Origin of the sequence: Amycolatopsis sp. lyj-346, assembly GCF_046548975.1 — a bacterium.
GTDB lineage: Bacteria > Actinomycetota > Actinomycetes > Mycobacteriales > Pseudonocardiaceae > Amycolatopsis.
On sequence record NZ_JAJPWT010000006.1, the window covers coordinates 252366 to 270126 of the forward strand.

General features: G+C 71.6%; 17 protein-coding genes. 5 read left to right on the forward strand and 12 right to left on the reverse strand.

Going from position 1 to position 17761, the window contains the following annotated elements; genetic code table 11:
• The first annotated feature begins 54 nt into the window (after window positions 1-54).
• The gene (locus ACLJQE_RS21095; RefSeq protein ID WP_410641010.1) at window positions 55-912 is read left to right on the forward strand and encodes a hypothetical protein; all 858 of its coding nucleotides are present in this window, start codon (window positions 55-57) and stop codon (window positions 910-912) included.
• Here ACLJQE_RS21095 and ACLJQE_RS21100 read toward each other — a convergent pair.
• From ACLJQE_RS21100 to ACLJQE_RS21135, 8 genes are all read right to left on the reverse strand, one after another.
• On the reverse strand, window positions 899-1798 hold the full coding sequence (locus ACLJQE_RS21100) for an alpha/beta fold hydrolase (protein ID WP_410641011.1): 900 nt from the start codon (window positions 1796-1798) through the stop codon (window positions 899-901). The genes ACLJQE_RS21095 and ACLJQE_RS21100 overlap by 14 nt on opposite strands.
• Window positions 1799-2004: 206 nt before the next feature.
• Window positions 2005-3120, reverse strand: coding sequence for an acyl-CoA dehydrogenase family protein (locus tag ACLJQE_RS21105; protein ID WP_410641012.1), 1116 nt, complete (start codon window positions 3118-3120; stop codon window positions 2005-2007).
• Window positions 3117-4301 carry an acyl-CoA dehydrogenase family protein gene (locus tag ACLJQE_RS21110; RefSeq protein ID WP_410641013.1) on the reverse strand — a complete coding sequence of 395 codons (1185 nt, stop codon included), beginning with the start codon at window positions 4299-4301 and terminating at the stop codon, window positions 3117-3119. Before ACLJQE_RS21110 ends, ACLJQE_RS21105 begins: the two co-directional genes overlap by 4 nt.
• Window positions 4298-5521, reverse strand: a complete 1224-nt coding sequence (locus ACLJQE_RS21115; protein WP_410641014.1) for an acyl-CoA dehydrogenase family protein — start codon at window positions 5519-5521, stop codon at window positions 4298-4300. Before ACLJQE_RS21115 ends, ACLJQE_RS21110 begins: the two co-directional genes overlap by 4 nt.
• Window positions 5522-6547, reverse strand: a complete 1026-nt coding sequence (locus ACLJQE_RS21120; protein ID WP_410641015.1) for a phosphotransferase family protein — start codon at window positions 6545-6547, stop codon at window positions 5522-5524.
• A 150-nt stretch (window positions 6548-6697) separates the two neighbouring features.
• Window positions 6698-7150 carry a MaoC family dehydratase gene (locus ACLJQE_RS21125; RefSeq protein WP_410641016.1) on the reverse strand — a complete coding sequence of 151 codons (453 nt, stop codon included), beginning with the start codon at window positions 7148-7150 and terminating at the stop codon, window positions 6698-6700.
• Window positions 7151-7155: 5 nt separating this feature from the next.
• Window positions 7156-7917, reverse strand: a complete 762-nt coding sequence (fabG, locus tag ACLJQE_RS21130) for a 3-oxoacyl-ACP reductase FabG (RefSeq protein ID WP_410641017.1) — start codon at window positions 7915-7917, stop codon at window positions 7156-7158.
• A gap of 291 nt (window positions 7918-8208) precedes the next feature.
• Window positions 8209-8793 (reverse strand): TetR/AcrR family transcriptional regulator, encoded by a 585-nt coding sequence (locus tag ACLJQE_RS21135; protein WP_410641018.1) that lies wholly within the window; start codon window positions 8791-8793, stop codon window positions 8209-8211.
• A 100-nt stretch (window positions 8794-8893) separates the two neighbouring features.
• Between ACLJQE_RS21135 and ACLJQE_RS21140 the strand changes: the two genes are divergently transcribed.
• Complete coding sequence (locus ACLJQE_RS21140) at window positions 8894-9943, forward strand: aldo/keto reductase (RefSeq protein ID WP_410641019.1); 1050 nt, start codon at window positions 8894-8896, stop codon at window positions 9941-9943.
• A gap of 67 nt (window positions 9944-10010) precedes the next feature.
• Here ACLJQE_RS21140 and ACLJQE_RS21145 read toward each other — a convergent pair whose 3' ends face one another.
• A complete protein-coding gene (locus tag ACLJQE_RS21145) occupies window positions 10011-10928 on the reverse strand; it encodes a LysR substrate-binding domain-containing protein (protein ID WP_410641020.1) in 918 nt (305 codons plus the stop codon).
• A 337-nt stretch (window positions 10929-11265) separates the two neighbouring features.
• On the opposite strand from ACLJQE_RS21145, the gene ACLJQE_RS21150 reads away from it, so the two are divergent.
• A complete protein-coding gene (locus ACLJQE_RS21150; protein ID WP_410641021.1) occupies window positions 11266-12627 on the forward strand; it encodes a beta-1,3-glucanase family protein in 1362 nt (453 codons plus the stop codon).
• 70 nt (window positions 12628-12697) lie between these two features.
• Here ACLJQE_RS21150 and ACLJQE_RS21155 read toward each other — a convergent pair whose 3' ends face one another.
• A complete protein-coding gene (locus tag ACLJQE_RS21155) occupies window positions 12698-13144 on the reverse strand; it encodes a hypothetical protein (RefSeq protein WP_410641022.1) in 447 nt (148 codons plus the stop codon).
• Window positions 13145-13246: 102 nt separating this feature from the next.
• Window positions 13247-15238, reverse strand: a complete 1992-nt coding sequence (gene ligA, locus ACLJQE_RS21160; protein ID WP_410641023.1) for an NAD-dependent DNA ligase LigA — start codon at window positions 15236-15238, stop codon at window positions 13247-13249.
• A 75-nt stretch (window positions 15239-15313) separates the two neighbouring features.
• Between ligA and ACLJQE_RS21165 the strand changes: the two genes are divergently transcribed.
• Both ACLJQE_RS21165 and ACLJQE_RS21170 read left to right on the forward strand, forming a co-directional pair.
• Window positions 15314-15892, forward strand: a complete 579-nt coding sequence (locus tag ACLJQE_RS21165; protein WP_410641024.1) for a DinB family protein — start codon at window positions 15314-15316, stop codon at window positions 15890-15892.
• Window positions 15893-15962: 70 nt separating this feature from the next.
• Entirely contained in the window at window positions 15963-16532 is a 570-nt protein-coding gene (locus tag ACLJQE_RS21170) for a copper resistance protein CopC (RefSeq protein WP_410641025.1), read from the forward strand.
• Between the two features lie 30 nt (window positions 16533-16562).
• On the opposite strand, the gene ACLJQE_RS21175 is transcribed toward ACLJQE_RS21170, so the two are convergent.
• Complete coding sequence (locus tag ACLJQE_RS21175) at window positions 16563-17711, reverse strand: epoxide hydrolase family protein (protein WP_410641026.1); 1149 nt, start codon at window positions 17709-17711, stop codon at window positions 16563-16565.
• Window positions 17712-17761 lie beyond the last annotated feature (50 nt).

Sequence of the window (17761 nt, forward strand, 5' to 3'; positions counted from 1 at the left end):
GCGTCAGCCGGATGAAGTCTTTCCCGCCCGGACCCGGATCCGCATACTGGCCGGATGGACGGGACGTCCGGGCACTGCCGGCAGCCTCGGCAGCCGGCGCCGCGAGCGCAGGTCACCGGTGAGCCCCGGGCCGGTGCGATCCCGGCCGACCCGTTGCTGGTGCTCCAGCGCACCGCCGGCAACGCCGCGGTCGGCGATCTGCTGCGCCGCGGCCACGTGTCCCTCCAGCGTCAGCCCCGGCCCGGTCCCGCCACGCCGGCCGCGAGCGGGACGGCCCCGGCGGGTACCGCGGCCGGGAGCACGCCGCAGCGGGTCGTCAGCATCTACGTCATCACCACCGGCGATCGCGCGGAGCCCCGGTTCACCGGGACCGCCGGGCGCCATCCGCGGCGGCCACGCTCGATGACGGACATGTTCCGGCTCCGGGCCCGATCCGCCGGCGCCGACTACGTCGTCGCCGCGTCGAGTGTCGCCGGCGTCCAGGCGGAACTGCGGCGGATCGCGCAGCAGCTCGCGCAGGAGGGCGCCCGGGTCGGCACCCTCGGCTTCGTCGGCCACGGTGCCGGGGACCGCGGCGACTTCATCGTCGCGATCACCGGTTCGGCCGCCAACCCCAGCCGTGAACTGATCGACGACGCGAACTTCGCGGACGTCGTCGCACCGCTGGTGGAAGACCACCACCTCATGACGGACGGCGCCCGGGTCGTCCTCGAAGGCTGCTGGACCGAAAACGGCCCGCTGCCCGGCCGGATCCGGCAGGTGCTGGCGCAGCACCACGTGTCCGCCACTGTTTCCGGGTTCGCCGGCCAGGCGAACTTCGCCTGGGATCCGCCGCCGCCCGGGACCCGGCGGCCGCGGCGGGGTCCGGCGGGGCAGGTGACCGTCACCGGAACCTCGCTCAGCGACCTGTGATCGCCCGCCGGTGCCGCTGGAGGTGGTCCAGCAGCAGGGCACTCACCTCGTCCGGGGCCTCCATCGCCATCCACTGGCTCGCGCCCTCGACGATCTGGAACCGGTACTCCGCGTCGATGTGGTGCACCGTCTGTTCCGCGGCGGTCTGGCCCAGGTACGGGTCCTCGCGGCCCCACAGGTACAGCGTCGGGACCGTGATGCGGCCCGCCGGGATGTCGAACTCGTCGTTCGTCGCTCCGCGGTACCAATTCAACGTGGCCGTCAGCGCGCCCGGTTCCGAAAGGCGGGCCACCGAACGTTCGACGACGGTTTTCGGAATGCGCCGGTTGTAAACAGCACGTAATTGCGCGGCTTCGTCGCGTAAGAGGTATTTTTCGGCTTTGCCCGCTTCGTGGCGGAAGAACCGGATGTAGCCGAGGTCGTGGAACTGGCCGTCGTCGGTGGCCACCGCGCGCTGGAGGGCCGAGGGGTGGGGCGTCGAGAGCACCGTCAGCGACCGGAGCCGGTCCGGGTGGGCCGCGGCGAGGGCCCACGCGATCATGCCGCCCCAGTCGCGGGCGATCAGGTGGAAGCGGGCCGCTCCCTGGCTGTCGGCGAACGCGAGGGCGTCGCCGACCAGGTGATCGAGCGTGTAGTGCGCGACGCCGTCCGGGCGCGCGCCGGCCGCGTAGCCGCGCTGGTCGACCGCCAGTGCGCGGTAGCCGGCCTCGCCGAGGGCGTGGAGCTGCTCGGTCCAGGCGTCGGCGAACTCGGGCCAGCCGTGCAGCAGCAGAACCAGTTCGCCCGCCGCGGGCCCGGCCGCGAGGGCGCTGTGGTGGTGACCGCCGACGGTGATGGTCAATTGCTCCAGCGCACCGGCGTCGGCCGGCGCGACGGCTGTTTCCATGGCGCACAGGTTAGATCCGGGAGCCGGCGAGAACCATGGGAGGAAGGGCATTTTTGTCACCCTTTTAGCCGTGAAGTGGCCTGGCTCACAAAATTTTCGCTCAGGTGAGCGAAAATTCCGAACTAAACTGAATTATCTTCATGAATTCCGCGGTGGTCGTCGGCGAGCGGCCCGCTCCCACCCGGGAACGGGCCGCTTCCGGGAGTTCACGCCGGCAGGTCGACCAGGTCCGCCAGCCGGGCGCGATGCCGGCCGGGGGTGCCGAGGGCGATCTCGTCCGCCTTCGCCCGCTTCAGGTACAGGTGCGCCGGGTGCTCCCACGTCATCCCGATGCCACCGTGCAGCTGGACCGCCTCCTCGGTCGCCTTGACCGCGATCGGCGCGTTGCGGGCCTGGGCCACCGCCACCGCGATCGGCACGTCGGTGCCCGTGGCCAGCGCGTCCGCGGCGTTGCGGGCCGCCGCGCGGGCCAGGACGAGGTCGGTGTACAGGTTCGCCAGCCGGTGCTTGAGCGACTGGAACCCGCCGACCGGCCGGCCGAACTGGTAGCGGCCCTTGAGGTAGGTCACCGTCTCGGTGAGCGCCCACTCGGCGACGCCCGTCTGCTCCGACGCGAGGATGCCCGCGCCGAACAGCAGCGCCTGCTCCAGCGCCGCGGCGGCCTCCGGCCCGGAGGCGACCAGCGTGGCCGGGGCGTTTTCCAGCGAGACGTCGGCCACGCGCCGCGTCAGGTCGAACGACACCAGCTCCGACACCGACACCGACACCGCCGCCGGTGCCTCGACCACGTACAGCGCGGGCCCGTCCGGCCCGGCGGCCGGGACGACCAGCAGGTCCGCCACCGACGCGTCGGCGACCGTGCCCACCCGCCCGGTGAGCGTGCCGTCCGCGGAAGCCGTCACCGACGACGGGAAGCCCGCGCCCGGCGCCGTCGACAGCGGCACGGCCAGTGCGCCGATCGCCTGTCCCGCCGCGAGCCGTCCGACGAAGTCGCGGTCGGCCGTGTGCAGCAGCGCGGTCGTCGCCAGCACGACACTGCCGAGGAACGGCACCGGCGCGACGCTGCGGCCCAGCTCTTCGGCCACGACGGCGACCTCGCGGGCCGACGCGCCGTGGCCGCCCAGCTCCTCCGGCACCGCCAGCCCGGCCACGCCCACCTCGTCGGCCAGCGTGCGCCACAGCTTCAGGTCGTACGGCTCGGCCGTCTCCACCCGCGCCAGCAGCGCTTCGGCGCCGGCCTTGGCCTTGAGCAGGTCCCGGACCGAAGCCCGCAGATCTTCCTCGACGTCGGAATAGAGCAGGTCACGCGGTGTTTGACTCATCGGGGGAGGTCCTTCCAGGCGACGTCCTTGTCGACGCGCGGCTCCGAGGGCAAGCCCAGCACGCGCTCGGCGATGATGTTGCGCAGGACCTCCGAGGTGCCGCCCTCGATGGAGTTGCCCTTCGCGCGCAGGTACCGGTAACCGGCTTCGCGGCCGTTGAAGTCGACGATCGCCGGGCGCCGGAACGTCCAGTCGTCGTAGGCCAGGCCCTCTTCGCCGAGCAGTTCGACCTCCAGGCCGGTGAGCGCCTGGTTGAGCTCGGAGAAGGCGACCTTCATGGCCGAGCCCTCCGGCCCCGGCGCGCCGACCGCGAGCTGCTGGCGCAGCCGGGTGCCGGCCAGCCGCAGCGTCTCCGCCTCGACCCAGTGCCGCACCAGGCGGTCACGCAGCTCCGGCGTGCGCAGCTCGGGCCGCTCTCGCCAGGTCTTCGCGACGATCCCGATCAGCCCGCCCTCGCGGGGCTGGACGTACCCGCCGATCGCGACGCGCTCGTTCATCAGCGTCGTCTGCGCGACCTTCCAGCCCTCGCCGACCGCGCCGAGGCGCTGGGTGTCCGGGATCCGGACGTCGGTCAGGAACACCTCGTTGAACTCGGCCTCGCCGGTGATCTGGCGCAGCGGCCGCACCTCGACGCCGGGGGCGGTCATGTCGCACAGGAAGTACGTCATGCCCTGGTGCTTCGGCACGTCCGGGTCGGTGCGGGTGACCAGGATCGCCCACTGCGACTCGTGCGCGCCGGAGGTCCACACCTTCTGGCCGGTGACGATCCAGTCGTCGCCGTCGCGGACGGCGCGGGTGCCCAGCGCGGCCAGGTCGGAGCCGGCGCCCGGCTCGCTGAACAGCTGGCACCACACCTCCTCGCCGGTCCACAGTGGACGCAGGAAGCGCTCGCGCTGCTCCGGCGTGCCGAAGGCGAGGATGGTCGGCGCGGCCATGCCGAGGCCGATGCCGATCCGGCGCGGGTTGTTGTCCGGCGCGCCGGCTTCGGTGAACACCCTGTCCACAACGGACTGCAGAGCACGCGGCGCGTTCTGCCCGCCGAGCCCGGCGGGGAAGTGGACCCAGGCGAGACCGGCGTCGAACCGGGCCCGCAGGAACTCCAGCGGGCCGGTCGACTTCGGGTCGTGCGCGGCCAGGAACTCCGTCGCCTGGCGGGTCAGGTCTTCGGCAGTGACAGTCACTTCGCGCCCTCCGAGAGGTACTTCTTCAGTTCGCGCCGGGCCAGCGAGCGCTTGTGGACCTCGTCCGGCCCGTCGGCCAGGCGCAGCGTGCGGTTCCCGGCCCACATGGCGGCCAGCGGGAAGTCCTGGCTGACCCCGCCCGCGCCGTGCACCTGCACGGCCTTGTCGAGGATCCACTCGACGGTGACCGGCGTGGAGATCTTGATCGCCTGGATCTCGGTGTGCGCGCCCTGGTTGCCGACGGTGTCCATCAGCCACGCGGTCTTGAGCACGAGCAGCCGCTGCTGCTCGATCTTGACGCGCGATTCGGCGATCCAGTCCTGCACCACGCCCTGCTGGGCGATCGGCTTGCCGAACGCCTCCCGGGAGATCGCGCGGCGGCACATCAGCTCCAGCGCCCGCTCGGCCATCCCGATGGCCCGCATGCAGTGGTGGATGCGGCCCGGGCCGAGCCGGGCCTGGGCGATGGCGAACCCGTCGCCCTCGCCGGCGATGAGGTTCTCGACCGGCACGCGGACGTCCTCGAAGAGCACCTCGGCGTGGCCGCCGTGGTCGCTGTCGTCGTAGCCGAAGACGTGCATGCCGCGCTTGACCGTGACGCCCGGGGTGTCACGGGGGACCAGGATCATGCTCTGCTGCTTGTGCGGCGCGGCGCCGGGGTCGGTCTTGCCCATCACGATGAAGATCTTGCACGCGGGGTTCATCGCCCCGGAGATGTACCACTTGCGGCCGTTGACGACGTACTCGTCGCCGTCGCGCCGGATGGCGGTCTCGATGTTGCGGGCGTCGGAGGAGGCGACGTCCGGCTCGGTCATCGCGAACGCCGAGCGGATTTCGCCGTTCAGCAGCGGCTCCAGCCACTGCTTCTGCTGCTGCTCGTTGCCGAACATGGCCAGCACTTCCATGTTCCCGGTGTCCGGGGCCGCGCAGTTGAGCGCGGTCGGCGCGAGCCGGATGCTGCGGCCGGTGATCTCGGCGAGGGGCGCGTACTGCAGGTTCGTCAGGCCCGCGCCGTGCTCGCCGGGGAGGAAGAAGTTCCACAGCCCGCGCTTGCGTGCTTCGGCCTTGAGTTCCTCGACGACCGGCGGGATGGCCCAGGGGTCGTCGCGTTCGGCGAGCTGCCGCTCGAACACCGGCTCGGCGGGGTAGATGTGCGAGTCCATGAACTCGAGGAGCTTCCCGCGCAGCTCCTCGGTCTTCTCGTCGAACGCGAAGTCCATTTACTTCTCCTCTTTGAGAATCTCGTTGCCGTGCGCGATCAGCGGCGCGACCCCGGCGCCGACGCCTTCGAAGCCCGCCCCGACCGTCTGGCCGCGGGTGAAGCGGTAGTGGATGCCTTCCAGGATCACGGCCAGCTTGAAGAACGCGAAGCTGACGTACCAGTTCAGCTGCGAGACGTCCCGCCCGGAAAGCTCGGCGTAGCGGGCGACGACCTCGTCGGTGGCCGGGTAGCCCGGGGCCGAGCTGGCGTTGGACACGAAGGGCAGCGAGACCTTGTCCCGCTCGGCGTAGGCCACCAGCAGCGCGAGGTCGGTCAGCGGGTCGCCCAGCGTCGACATCTCCCAGTCGAGCACCGCGGAGATCCGGTCTTCGCCGTCCACCAGGACGTTGTCGAGCCGGTAGTCGCCGTGGATGATCGACGGCGCGCCGGACACCGGCACCGCCGCGGCGAGCCGGTCGTGCAGCTCGTCGACGCCGGAGAGGTCGCGGCTGCGGGACGCGTCCAGCTGCTTCTTCCACCGCCGCAGCTGCCGTTCCAGGAAGCCTTCCGGGCGGCCGAAGTCGCCCAGCCCGACCGCGACCGGGTCCACCGCGTGCAGGTCGACGAGCGTGCCGACCAGCGCGTCGGCCATCGCGCGGGTGCGGTCGGGGCCGAGCTTCGCGAGTTCGTCCGCGGTCCGGTAGGGCGTGCCCTCGACGAAGCTCATGACGTAGAAGGGCGCCCCGACGACGTCGGTGTCCTCGCAGAGGAGGAGTGCCTCGGGCACCGGCACGGCGGTGTCGCGCAGCCCGGAGATCACCCGGAACTCGCGGCTCATGTCGTGCGCCGTCGGCAGCACGTGCCCGAGCGGCGGGCGGCGCACCACCCAGCGCGACCGGCCGTCGCCCACCACGTAGGTGAGGTTCGACCGGCCGCCCTCCACGACGTCCGCGGTCAGCTCCCCGGCGACCAGGCCGGGCCGCTGCGCCTCCAGGTGGGCGCGCAGGCGGCCCAGGTCGAGACCCGGCGGGTCGGTGCGGCTCATCGTGCCTCCTCAAGCTTCGTTCGAGCGATGATACCGACTGGTCGGTATGCCGCAAGGTAGACCCGGTAAAGCCACACTTTCCCTAGGAAAGATACGTCCAGGGGGCCTTCGGACGTATCTTTCCTGGGGAAAGATGCGTTCGGGGCCGGGTCACGCGAGGAAACGGGTGACCCACTCGGCGACGCACGCGGGCTTCGCTTCGCCGTCGATCTCGACGGTCCACTTCGACACCGCCTGCTTGCCGCCCGGGATGTCGGTGATCTCCACCAGTTCCGCGCCGGCGCGCACCTTCGAGCCGACCTTCACCGGCTGGGGGAAGCGGACCTTGTTGAGGCCGTAGTTGATGCCCATCTTGATCCCGTTGACCCGGTAGATCTTCGGGCCGAACGCCGACAGCAGCGACAGCGTCAGGAAGCCGTGGGCAATGGTGCCGCCGAACGGGCCCGCCGCCGCCATCGGCTCGTCCACGTGGATCCACTGGTGGTCGTCGGTGGCGTCGGCGAACTGGTTGACGCGCTCCTGGGTGATGGTCAGCCACTCGCTGTACCCGAGGTGCTCGCCGGCCGCGGCCGCGAACTCGTCGAGGTTCTGGAACTCTCGCATCGGCCTCAGTCCTTCGGTCCGCCGGCAACGTAGACGACCTGGCCGGAGACGAACCCGGCGCCCTCGCTGACCAGGTACGACGTCAGGTTGGCGATGTCTTCGGGCGTGCCGACGCGCTGCACCGGGATCTGCGACGCGGCCGCCGCCTTGAAGTCCTCGAAGCTCATGCCGAGCCGTTCGGCGGTCGCCGCGGTCATGTCGGTGGCGATGAAGCCGGGGGCGATCGCGTTGGCGGTGACGTTGAACTTGCCGAGTTCGATGGCGAGGGTCTTCGTGAAGCCCTGCATGCCCGCCTTCGCCGCGGAGTAGTTGACCTGGCCGCGGTTGCCCAGCGCCGACGTGCTCGACAGGTTGACGATCCGGCCGTACTTCTGCTCGGTCATGTGCTTCTGCACCGCGCGGGTCATCAGGAAGGAGCCCTTGAGGTGCACGCCGAGCACGGAGTCCCACTCCTGCTCGGTCATCTTGAAGATCAGGTTGTCGCGGGTGATGCCGGCGTTGTTGACCAGCACGACCGGCGGCCCGAGTTCGGCGGCGACGCGGGCGACGGCGGCCTCGACCTGCTCGGCGTCGCTGACGTCGAGGGTGACCCCGACGGCCTTGCCACCCTTGGCGACGATGGCCTCGGCACCCTGCTTGACACCGGCCTCGTCGAGGTCGAGCAGCCCGACGGCGAAACCGTCATCGGCCAGCCGCGCCGCGACGGCGGCTCCGATGCCGCGGCCGGCACCGGTGACCACGGCGACACGGGAAGGGGAATCGGTCACGGGGGACCTCCTCGTCGTTGAGAAGCGGGCTCGTGCCCGCGAGCCTACTAAGCGGTTGGTCACAAACGATACGGGCCGCGGCCCGCATTTCGGTGTCAACGTACGCAGATTTCCGCCGCCGTGCCCGGTCCGGCGCGGTTTGCCGAGGAAGCCAGGGGCGAGAGGAGACGCCGGTGGCCAACGTCACACGGTCGCCTGGGTCCTTTCCCCTGTGGGTGGGACTGGGTCAGCCACGTCGACACCGACCAGGCGAGCGAGCGGATCAGCCCGCAGCCGTCCACGCGCACGCGCTCACTCCGGCCGGGGCGCTTGTTCCAAGCCGGAGAACACGGCGGCGATCAGGCGCCGCCCTTGTGCGGTGCCCTCGTCGTTGTTCGCGACGCGCCACAGGAAGCTCATCAACATGATGATGTCCGCGGGATCGTGTCCGGCGGCGATGGTGCCCTCGGCCACGCAGGCGTCGACGAGCTTCTTGACCGCGGCGGTGGTGGGTGCCCAGGAGGCGCTGATCAGTTCCTGGGCCGCGGCGCTGTGCAACGCGTCCCCGAGGCCGTGCTTGATGCGGATGTAGGCCGACAGCGTCTCGAACCACTCGATGAAGGCGGCCTTCGCGGACGAATGCCGTGCCAGCACGTCGTCGGCGGTGGTCGTCAGGCGCTCGATGTCGTGCTGGTAGGCCGCGAGGATCAGGTCTTCCCGGGTGGGGAAGTGGCGGTAGAGGGTCCCGGCGCCGACGCCGGCGCGCTTGGCGACCTCGCTCAGCGGCACCAGCGGGTTCTGCGCGAACAGCTCGTGGGCGGCCTCGATGATCGCGACACGGTTGCGCGCGGCGGCCTTGCGCTGCGTGCCGTAGGTGCCCGGCGTCTGGTCGGTCATGACCCCATAGTGCCTCCTCGTTGACTCGCGGACAATCCTCCGCTAGTTTGGGTGGCACTTGCGGAGAATCCTCCGCAAGTTTCTGGGCAGGAGATCTCCCATGCGTTACGTGAAACTCGGCACCACCGGTCTGGACGTCTCGCCCATCGCGATCGGCGCGATGACCTACGGCGAGCCTGATCGCGGCCACCCCGTCTGGTCCCTCGGCGAGGACGACGCGCGGCCGCTGATCAAGCACGCCCTCGACGCGGGCATCAACTTCTTCGACACCGCGAACATGTACTCCAACGGCTCCAGCGAAGAGATTCTCGGCCGGGCACTGAAGGACTTCGCCGACCGCGACGACGTGGTGATCGCCACCAAGCTGCGCCACCCCATGCGCCCCGGCCCCAACGGGAAAGGCTTGTCCCGCAAAGCGATCATGACCGAGGTCGAGCACTCCCTGCGGCGGCTGGGCACCGACTACATCGACCTCTACCAGGTGCACCGCAACGACCACGCCACCCCGCTGGAGGAGACCCTCGAAGCGCTCAGCGACCTGGTGAAGACGGGCAAGGTGCGCTACCTGGGCGCGTCGTCGATGTTCGCCTGGGAGTTCGCCAAGGCGCTGCACCTGCAGAGGCAGCACGGCTGGGCCCGGTTCGTCTCGATGCAGGACCACTACAACCTGCTGGCGCGTGAGGAAGAACGCGAGATGATCCCGCTGTGCCTGGACGAGGGCGTCGGCACGATCATCTGGAGCCCACTGGCGCGCGGCCGGCTGGCCCGTGCCTGGGACGACGCGAAGTCGACCGCCCGGTCGGAGACCGACGGCGGCTACGCCGACCTGCTGTACTCACCTGCGGAAGAGGCGTCGAACCGCGCCATCATCGACGCGGTCGGGAAGGTCGCGGCCGGCCACGGGGTGAGCCGTGCCTCGATCGCGCTGGCGTGGCTGCACCGCCAGCCGGTCGTCACCGCTCCGCTGGTCGGCGCCGGTTCGACCAAGCAGATCGACGACGCGATCGCGTCGCTGGACGTCGAGCTCGGCGACGAGGACGTCCGCGCCCTCACCGCGCCCTACACGCCGCGGTACGACTGGCAGGGCGTTTCGGACGAGGCGACCATGGACGCGATCCGTGCCCGGGTCCCGGGAATGGCGCTGAAGTGACGCCGATCGTGCGCGGCGGCCCGCGTCGAGGCGGTCCTGCTCTTCCTCGATCATGATCGGCCCCCGATCAGGCGGCTGTTTCCAGGGCCGCGGCGCGCAACGCGGCGGCGACGCGGGCCGCCGGTTCCGAGAGCGGTCGTGGGAGGCGGGCGAGCAGGATGCGGCGTTGTTCTCCGGGGCCGCCGCGGACGGTCATCACCCGGACTCCCGGCGGCACGACGGAGCCGATCGAGCCGGGCACGGTCGTGATACCGCAGCCGGCGGCGACGAGGTGCAGCTTCGCCAGCCAGTCGCGGGCGGTGTGCGCGATCTCGGGCCGTTCGTCGAGGCCGGGCCACACGCCCATCACGTGGTCGTCGCCTGAGCCGCCGATCCAGCGCCGGCCGCGCAGGTCGGCGACGTCGACGTACTCCCGGCGTGCCAGCGGGTGGTGCTCGGGCACGGCCACGCGCAGGCTGCGCTCGGCGAGGGTCTGCAGGACCAGGACCAGGGCCGGGGTCTCGGTGTCGGGCGGCCGGAACGGCGGCGCCGAGGCCAGCAGCGCCAGCTCGACGGTCCCGGCGCGCAATGCGCGGATCAGCGCCGGGGTCCGGCCTTCCCGGCTGAGCACGGTGATCGCCGGGTGCGTCCGCCGCAGGGCCGACAACGCCCGGGGAAGCAGGTCGGCCCCGGCCGTCGGGAACCAGCCCAGCCGGACCGTTCCCTCTTCGCCCGGCAGTCCGGCGAGTTCGAGGGCGGTGGCGTCGAGCTGGTCGATGACGTCGGCGGCGCGGCGGACCACGATCTGCCCGGCCGAGGTGAGCCGCACGCCGTCGTGACGCCGCTCCAGCAACGGCGTCCCGGCCGCGCGTTCCAGCGACGCGATCTGCCGGGACACCGCGGACTGGGTGTAGCCGAGCGCGGCCGCCGCGGCGGTGAGCGTGCCCCGCTCGGCGACCTCCCGGAACACCCGCAGCGCGGTCAGCGAGATATCGGAGAAGGCCATGACACCACTGCATACCAGTCTGGCGTTTCTTTCGCTGCCGTCATGGCCGATCGGTCCTGGCGTGGCGGTGTGGACCCGATCAACACTCCGTTCGGATTCGGCAGCACCGCCGCGGACGTCGCCGCGGGCCCTGCCCGCCGGCGGAGCCCGGGTTCGCGGCGACGTCCTGCCTTGGTGGGATCTGTCAAGGGTTGACAGGCCGGGGGTGGTGGTATGAACCTTTTCACCGATCGTTCCCGCCGGCCCACGAGGGCATCCGCCCGGCGTTCAGGGACGAGCCGGACTGCGCCGTGCCCGACTGGCGGTGGTTCGTCCGCTTCCTGGCCAGGGAGGAACCATGTTCACGAACGTCCCGCCGCGGCGCCCTCGCCGCGGACCCGGTACCCGGTGGGTGACGCCGGCGGCAGCCGTCGCGGTAGCCGTGCTCGGCCTCGCCGTCCCGTCGGCTAGCGCGGCCGATGCGGTGATCTCGCAAGGGAAACCCGCCACCGTGTCGTCGGTGGAGACCTCCGGCACGCCCGCGGCCGCCGCGGTCGACGGGAACGCCGGCACCCGGTGGTCCTCGCAGTTCGGCGATCCGCAGTGGATCCAAATCGACCTCGGCGGCGCGGCGACCGTCAGCCAGGTCGTGCTGCGCTGGGAGGCCGCCTACGCCACGGCCTACCAAATCCAGTTGTCCGACAACGGGTCCAATTGGTCCACTGTGTACCAGACGACGACGGGAACCGGCGGTACGCAGACCCTCGACGTATCCGGTTCCGGCCGGTACGTGCGGTTGTACGCGACCGCCCGGGCCACTCCCTACGGCGTCTCACTGTGGGAGTTCCAGGTCTCCGGCACCGGCGGCGGGACCACGCCACCCGGTGCCGGCATCCCGCCCGACTCGTTCTGGGGTGACACCAGCACCATCCCGGCCGCGCGGAACGTGCTGACGGTCAAGGTGCTCAACCGGACGAACGGCAGGTACCCGGACAGCCAGGTGTACTGGAACTTCGGCGGCCAGACCCACTCGATCGCCGAGCAGCCCTACCTCGACATGCCGGCCAACTCGGCCGGGCGGATGTACTTCTCCCTGGGCACGCCGAACAGCCAGTACACCGACTTCATCGAGTTCACCGTCGGCCCCGACGTGTTCAACGGCAACACCACCCGGGTGGACGCGTTCGCGCTGAAGCTCGCCATGCGGCTGCACGCGCACGACGGCTACGACGTGCAGGTCGGCGACGGCTACCCGACCTTCCAGGAGGACCGCTCGGCCACGTTCGCCAAGTTCCAGGCCGAGGTGCCGACCGAGTTCAAGGACCTGGCGACGGTGGACGCGCCGTACCGGATCCCGGCCCCGGGCAGTGCGCCGGACTTCCGCGCCGGTGGCCGGTACGCGAACTACTTCACGTCCTACGCCCAGTCCGTGGGGGTCGACGAGCCCACGTCGAACATCACCGGCTGCGCCGGATCGCTGGCCGGCAACCCCGACATGTGCGCGGCGCTGAACCGGCACACGGCCCACCTGCCGCAGTCGCAGTGGCAGGACCCGTCGCGGTACTACCAGGCGGCGCCGGCGAACCACTACGCGAAGTTCTGGCACGACCACGGCATCAACCACCTCGCCTACGGCTTCCCGTACGACGATGTGGCCGCCCAGTCCACGTTCGTCTCGCACGGAGACCCGCAGTGGCTGGTGGTCGCCGTCGGCTGGTGACCGGCACGCCCCGCGCCGGCGCCCGGTTCCGCGGGCGCCGGCCCGGGGAACCGGCCACCGCACCGACGGCTCACACCGAGCGCTGGCAGGGGCCGAAGTACCGGCACTCGATCAACGCCCGCGGGTCGAGCGACCGCGCGCGGGGCTCGAGGGTGTCCAGCAGGGCGGCGATCTCGTCCAGCTGCACGACACCGTCCGCGGTCAGGGGGAAGAACCGCTCCTGGGTGTCGTGCTCGGGGCAGCCGCTGCCGCGGAGGTTGCCCGCCGGGACGATGGCGAACACTTCGTCGCCCTCGTTGTCGAACGTGAAGTAGCTCTGCAGCCGCACCGGTGTGGTGTCGGCGACCTCGTTGATGTGCCGGCCGCCGTAGGTCCCGGGGTAGTGCCAGCCCGCGTGGACGTCGTTGGCGAACCACACCCGCGCGGGATCGCTGTCGCCGTCGAGGAGCCAGCCCCGTGCGGTGAGGAACTCGTGCACCCCGAGCTGGCGGGCGACCATGAGGTCGGACGTGGTCATCGCGGTCCCTTCGGACGAAGTCGGGTACTCACGCTCAGTGTCGCGCTTGGCGGGTTTCCACGACCGGGTGACCCGCGTCCGGGAAGCGAGACACTGGGTCGGCTACACGATGCCCGCCGAGATGAGCTGCTGCCAGATCTCGCCCTGGTCGACGACCTCGACGCCGTGCTTCTCGGCCTTCGTCAGCTTGCTCGCCCCGACGTCCGCGCCGGTGATGAGCAGGTCCGTGCTCGCCGAGACCGACGTCGCCGTGGTCGCGCCGGCTTTCTCGCACAGCCGCTGGAACGTCGGGCGGGGGACCTTTTCGCCGGACCGCGGGTCGCTGATCGAGCCGGTGACCACCACCGTCTTGCCCGCCAGCGGTGCGCCCGCCGCGACGACCGGCGGGAGGTCCTCCTCGCGCACGTCCAGCGAAACCCCCGCCTCCCGCAGGCGCTCCAGCTCGGGGCGCAGCCGGGTGAGGTGCTCGATCAGCGACGCCGCGACCTTCGGCCCGATGTCCTCCACCGCCACGAGCCCGTCGACGCCCGCCGCCACGACGTCTTCGAGGGAGCCGAACCCGGCCCGGCACAGCCGGGCGGCCGTGCCTTCGGACGCCATCGGGATCGCCAGCCCGATCAGCGCCCGGCGCAGCCCCACCGCCCGGCTCGCGTCGATCGACTCGACCATCCGCGTGGCCGAGACTTCGCCGATGCGGTCGAACTCGAGCAGTTTCTCCTTCGTCAACCCGTAGAAGTCCGAAGGGTGCTCCAGGATCCCGGCTTCGGCCAGCCGTTCGATCCACACGCCGCCGATGGCGTCGATGTCCGCCGCCGCCCGCGACGCCCAGTGGATCAGCCGCCGCACGGTCTGGGCCGGGCAGGAAACGTTGGTGCAGAACAGTTCCCGGCTGTTGCCCTGCTCGGTCAGCGGCTGCCCGCACGACGGGCACGCCTCCGGCGGGACGATCTCCCGCTCGGCGCCCGTGCGCTTCGAGGCGTCGAGCACGCCGGCGACGAACGGGATCACGTCGCCGGCGCGGCGCACCAGCACGGTGTCGCCGATCTTGATGCCACGGGCGCGGATCACCTCCTGGTTGGCCAGCGTCGCGCGGGTGACCGTGGTCCCGCCCACGAACACCGGCTCCAGCCAGGCGACCGGGGCGATCTTGCCGGTCTTGCCGACGTCCCAGACCACGTCGGACAGCACGGTGGTCTTCTCCTCGGCCGCGAACTTGAAGGCCAGCGCGCCGCGGGGCGAGCTCGACCGGGTGCCGGCCGCCGCGTAGGCGTCCCGGCTCGCCAGCCGCAGCACGGCGCCGTCGAGGTCGTAGTCCAGGTCGTTGCGCTGCCGCTCGATCTCGCCGATCACGCGCTGTGCGGCGGCGGCGTCGGCGCAGCGCCGCATGTCGGCCGCGGTGAAGCCGAGCGTGTGCAGCGCGCTGCCGAGGTCGGTCTCCGCGCTGTCGGGCTCGGTGTGCAGGTCGAAGGCGAAGAACCGCAGCCGCCGCTCGGCGACGGTGGCGGGGTCCTTCGCGCGCAGCGTGCCGGCGGCGGCGTTGCGCGGGTTGATCAGCGGCTTGTCCGGGTGGGCGGTGTTGTAGGCGGCGAACGTGGAGCGCAGCATGACGGCCTCGCCGCGGACCTCGACGCGGCCGGGTGCGTCGACCTGCTCCGGGATCCCGTCGGCCAGGGCCCGCACGAGCACGGTGACGTCGTCGCCGGTCGTGCCGTCCCCGCGGGTGACCGCCCGGGCCAGGCGCCCGTTTTCGTAGACGACGGCCAGCGACAGCCCGTCCAGCTTCGGCATGACCACCACCGGCTGGCCGGGGAAGCGGTCGAAGAACGCCTCGACCTGCTCGGACTTGGTCGCCTTGTCCAGCGACAGCATCGGGCGCGAGTGCCGGATCGGCGCGTGCAGCACCGCGGGCGCGCCGACCTGGTCCAGCGGGTTCGGGTCAGGGGCGAGCTCGGGGTGCGCCTCGATCAGGCTCCGCAGCTCGTCCTCGACCGCGTCGTACTCCGCGTCGGCCACCAGCGGCGAACCCCGGTAGTAGGCGTCGCGCAGCACCGTGATGCGATCGGCGAGTTCCTGGATGCGTTCCTGAGCGTTCACCGGAAGGACGTTACCGGGCACCACCGACAAGAAATCCGGTTGCCGCGGGTTCCGCGGGTCGCCCACGATGACGACATGGCGACCCGACGAGCCGACATGTTCACCGCCGACGGCCGGCCGTCGCCCGACGACCCCCGCGAGCACCGGGTACGCCTGGGCGACGAGCGCACCACGCTGGCCGAATCCCTGCGCTGCCTGCGGCTCACGCTGGAGCTGAAGTGCGCCGGCCTCGACGCCGAGGCCATGGCGCGGCGGGCGGTCGAGCCGTCGACGATGTCGTTGCTGGGTCTCGTGCGGCACCTGGCCGAGGTGGAGCGGGCGACCTTCCGGGTGCTCCTGGCCGGGCAGGACGTCCCGCGGCTCTACTGCACCGGACCCGACCGCGACGCCGACTTCAACGGCGCCGTGCCGGATCCGGACGTCGTCGCGCAGGCCTGGGCGGCGTGGCGGGCCGAAGCCGACTTCGCGACGGAGTTCCTGGCCGCCGCGCCGAGTTTCGACGTCACCGCCGAGGATTCCGCGAACCGGCACGGCAGCGGCGGCGGGGCGATGTCGCTGCGCGAAGCGGTGGTCGGCATGATCGAGGAGTACGCCCGCCACCTCGGGCACGTCGACCTCCTCCGCGAACGGATCGACGGCCGCCTCGGCCAATGACCGCAACCTGGAAGAACTGACCGACGCCCGCGGCGAGCCGTCCAAGCCGACCACCGGATCGAGGAACCGCATGAAGATCGCCCGGCTGTCCGGAGCCTTCCTGCTCGCGCTGTCCGGCGTGCTGCTGACGGCCGGACCCGCGTCGGCCCACACCGCGCTCGAGTCGAGCTCGCCCGCCGAAGGCGCGAGCCTGGCCGCCCCGCCGCGCAAGATCGAGCTCACCTTCGCGGAGCCGGTCACCCTGCAGCCGGACCCGATCTCGGTCACCGGTCCGGACGGGGCGAAGTGGACCGTCGGCACCCCGGCGGTCGTCGACGCGGTGATCACGGCGCCGGTGACCCCGGCCGGCCCGGCCGGCGCCTACACGCTCACCTACAAGGTCGTGTCGGACGACGGCGACAAGGTGACGGCCGCCGTGCACTTCACGCTCACCGCGCCGGTCTCCGCCAGTTCCGCGGCGCCGGTTTCGGCTTCGGCGTCGGCCGCGGCGCCGGTCAGTGCCGCGTCGGCGACCCCGGCCCGGCCCACGGCGGACGAAATCGGCCGCGGTGTGCCGGCGTGGGTGTGGATCCTCGTCGCCGTCGTGGTCGTGGTGGCCGCGGTCGTCGTCGCGCTGCGGCTGCGCCGGCCCCGGCCGTAGCGCGGGCGCCGGGGCGGCAACCGGAGTAGTTCACCGCAGGGTGCCGAAGAACGCCCGGACGTCGGCCACCAGCAGGTCGGGTGCCTCCATCGCCGCGAAGTGGCCGCCGCGGGCGAACTCGGACCAGTGGACGATCGTGTGCTCACGGTCGAGTGCGCTGCGGATCGACACGTCCCTCGGGAACACCGCGACCCCGGTCGGCACCGGGGACCGCTCGCTCGCGCCCCACGCGCCGGCGTGGGCGGTCTCGTAGTAGCAGTTGGCCGACGAGCCGCCGGTGCCGGTCAGCCAGTAGAGCATCACGTTGGTGAGCAGCAGGTCCCGGTCCACCGCGTCCTCCGGCAGTTCGGCCGCCGGATCGGTCCACTCCTTGAACTTCTCCACGATCCAGGCCAGCTGGGCCACCGGCGAATCGTGCAGCCCGTGCGCCAGCGTCTGCGGCCGGGTCGTCTGCATCGCCACGTACCCGGCCTGCTCGGTGCTCAGGTATTCGAGGTGCTCCAGCCGCGCCTTCTCCGCTTCGGTCAGCTCGACGCCCTCGTCCGGCGCGCCGAACGCGGCGAGCCCGTTGGCGTGCACGCCGACGACCTTGTCCGGGGCGAGCCGCCCGAGTCCGGGGCCGACGACCGCGCCCGTGTCGCCGCCCTGTGCGCCGTAGCGGGCGTAGCCGAGCCGGTGCATCAGCTCGGCGTACGCCCGGGTGATCCGGCCGGTGTCCCAGCCGGTCTCGCGGGTCGGCCCGGAGAAGGCGGTGCCGGGATTCGAGGGGATGACCAGGTGGAACGCGTCCGCCGGGTGGCCACCGTGCGCACGCGGATCGGTCAGCGGGCCGATGACGTTCCGGAACTCCGCGACCGACCCGGGCCAGCCGTGGATCAGGATCAGCGGCAGGGCGTCCGGCTCCGGCGAGCGGACGTGCAGGAAGTGGATGTCCTGCCCGTCGATCTCGGTGACGAACTGGGGGAACGCGTTCAGCTCCCGCTCGTGCCGCCGCCAGTCGTAGCCGTCGCGCCAGTACCCGGCCAGCTCCTTGAGGTAGCCCACCGGCACCCCGCGGCTCCAGCCGGTCCCGGGCAGGTCGGCCGCCCACCGGGTGCGGGCCAGCCGCTCGCGCAGGTCGTCCAGGTCGGCCTGGGGGACGTCGATGGTGAAGGGCCGGATCTCGCTGGTGTTTTCCATGACTCCCACGGTAGAGACCGGTTAGGTCAGGTTCGGTCCTAGCCGACCGG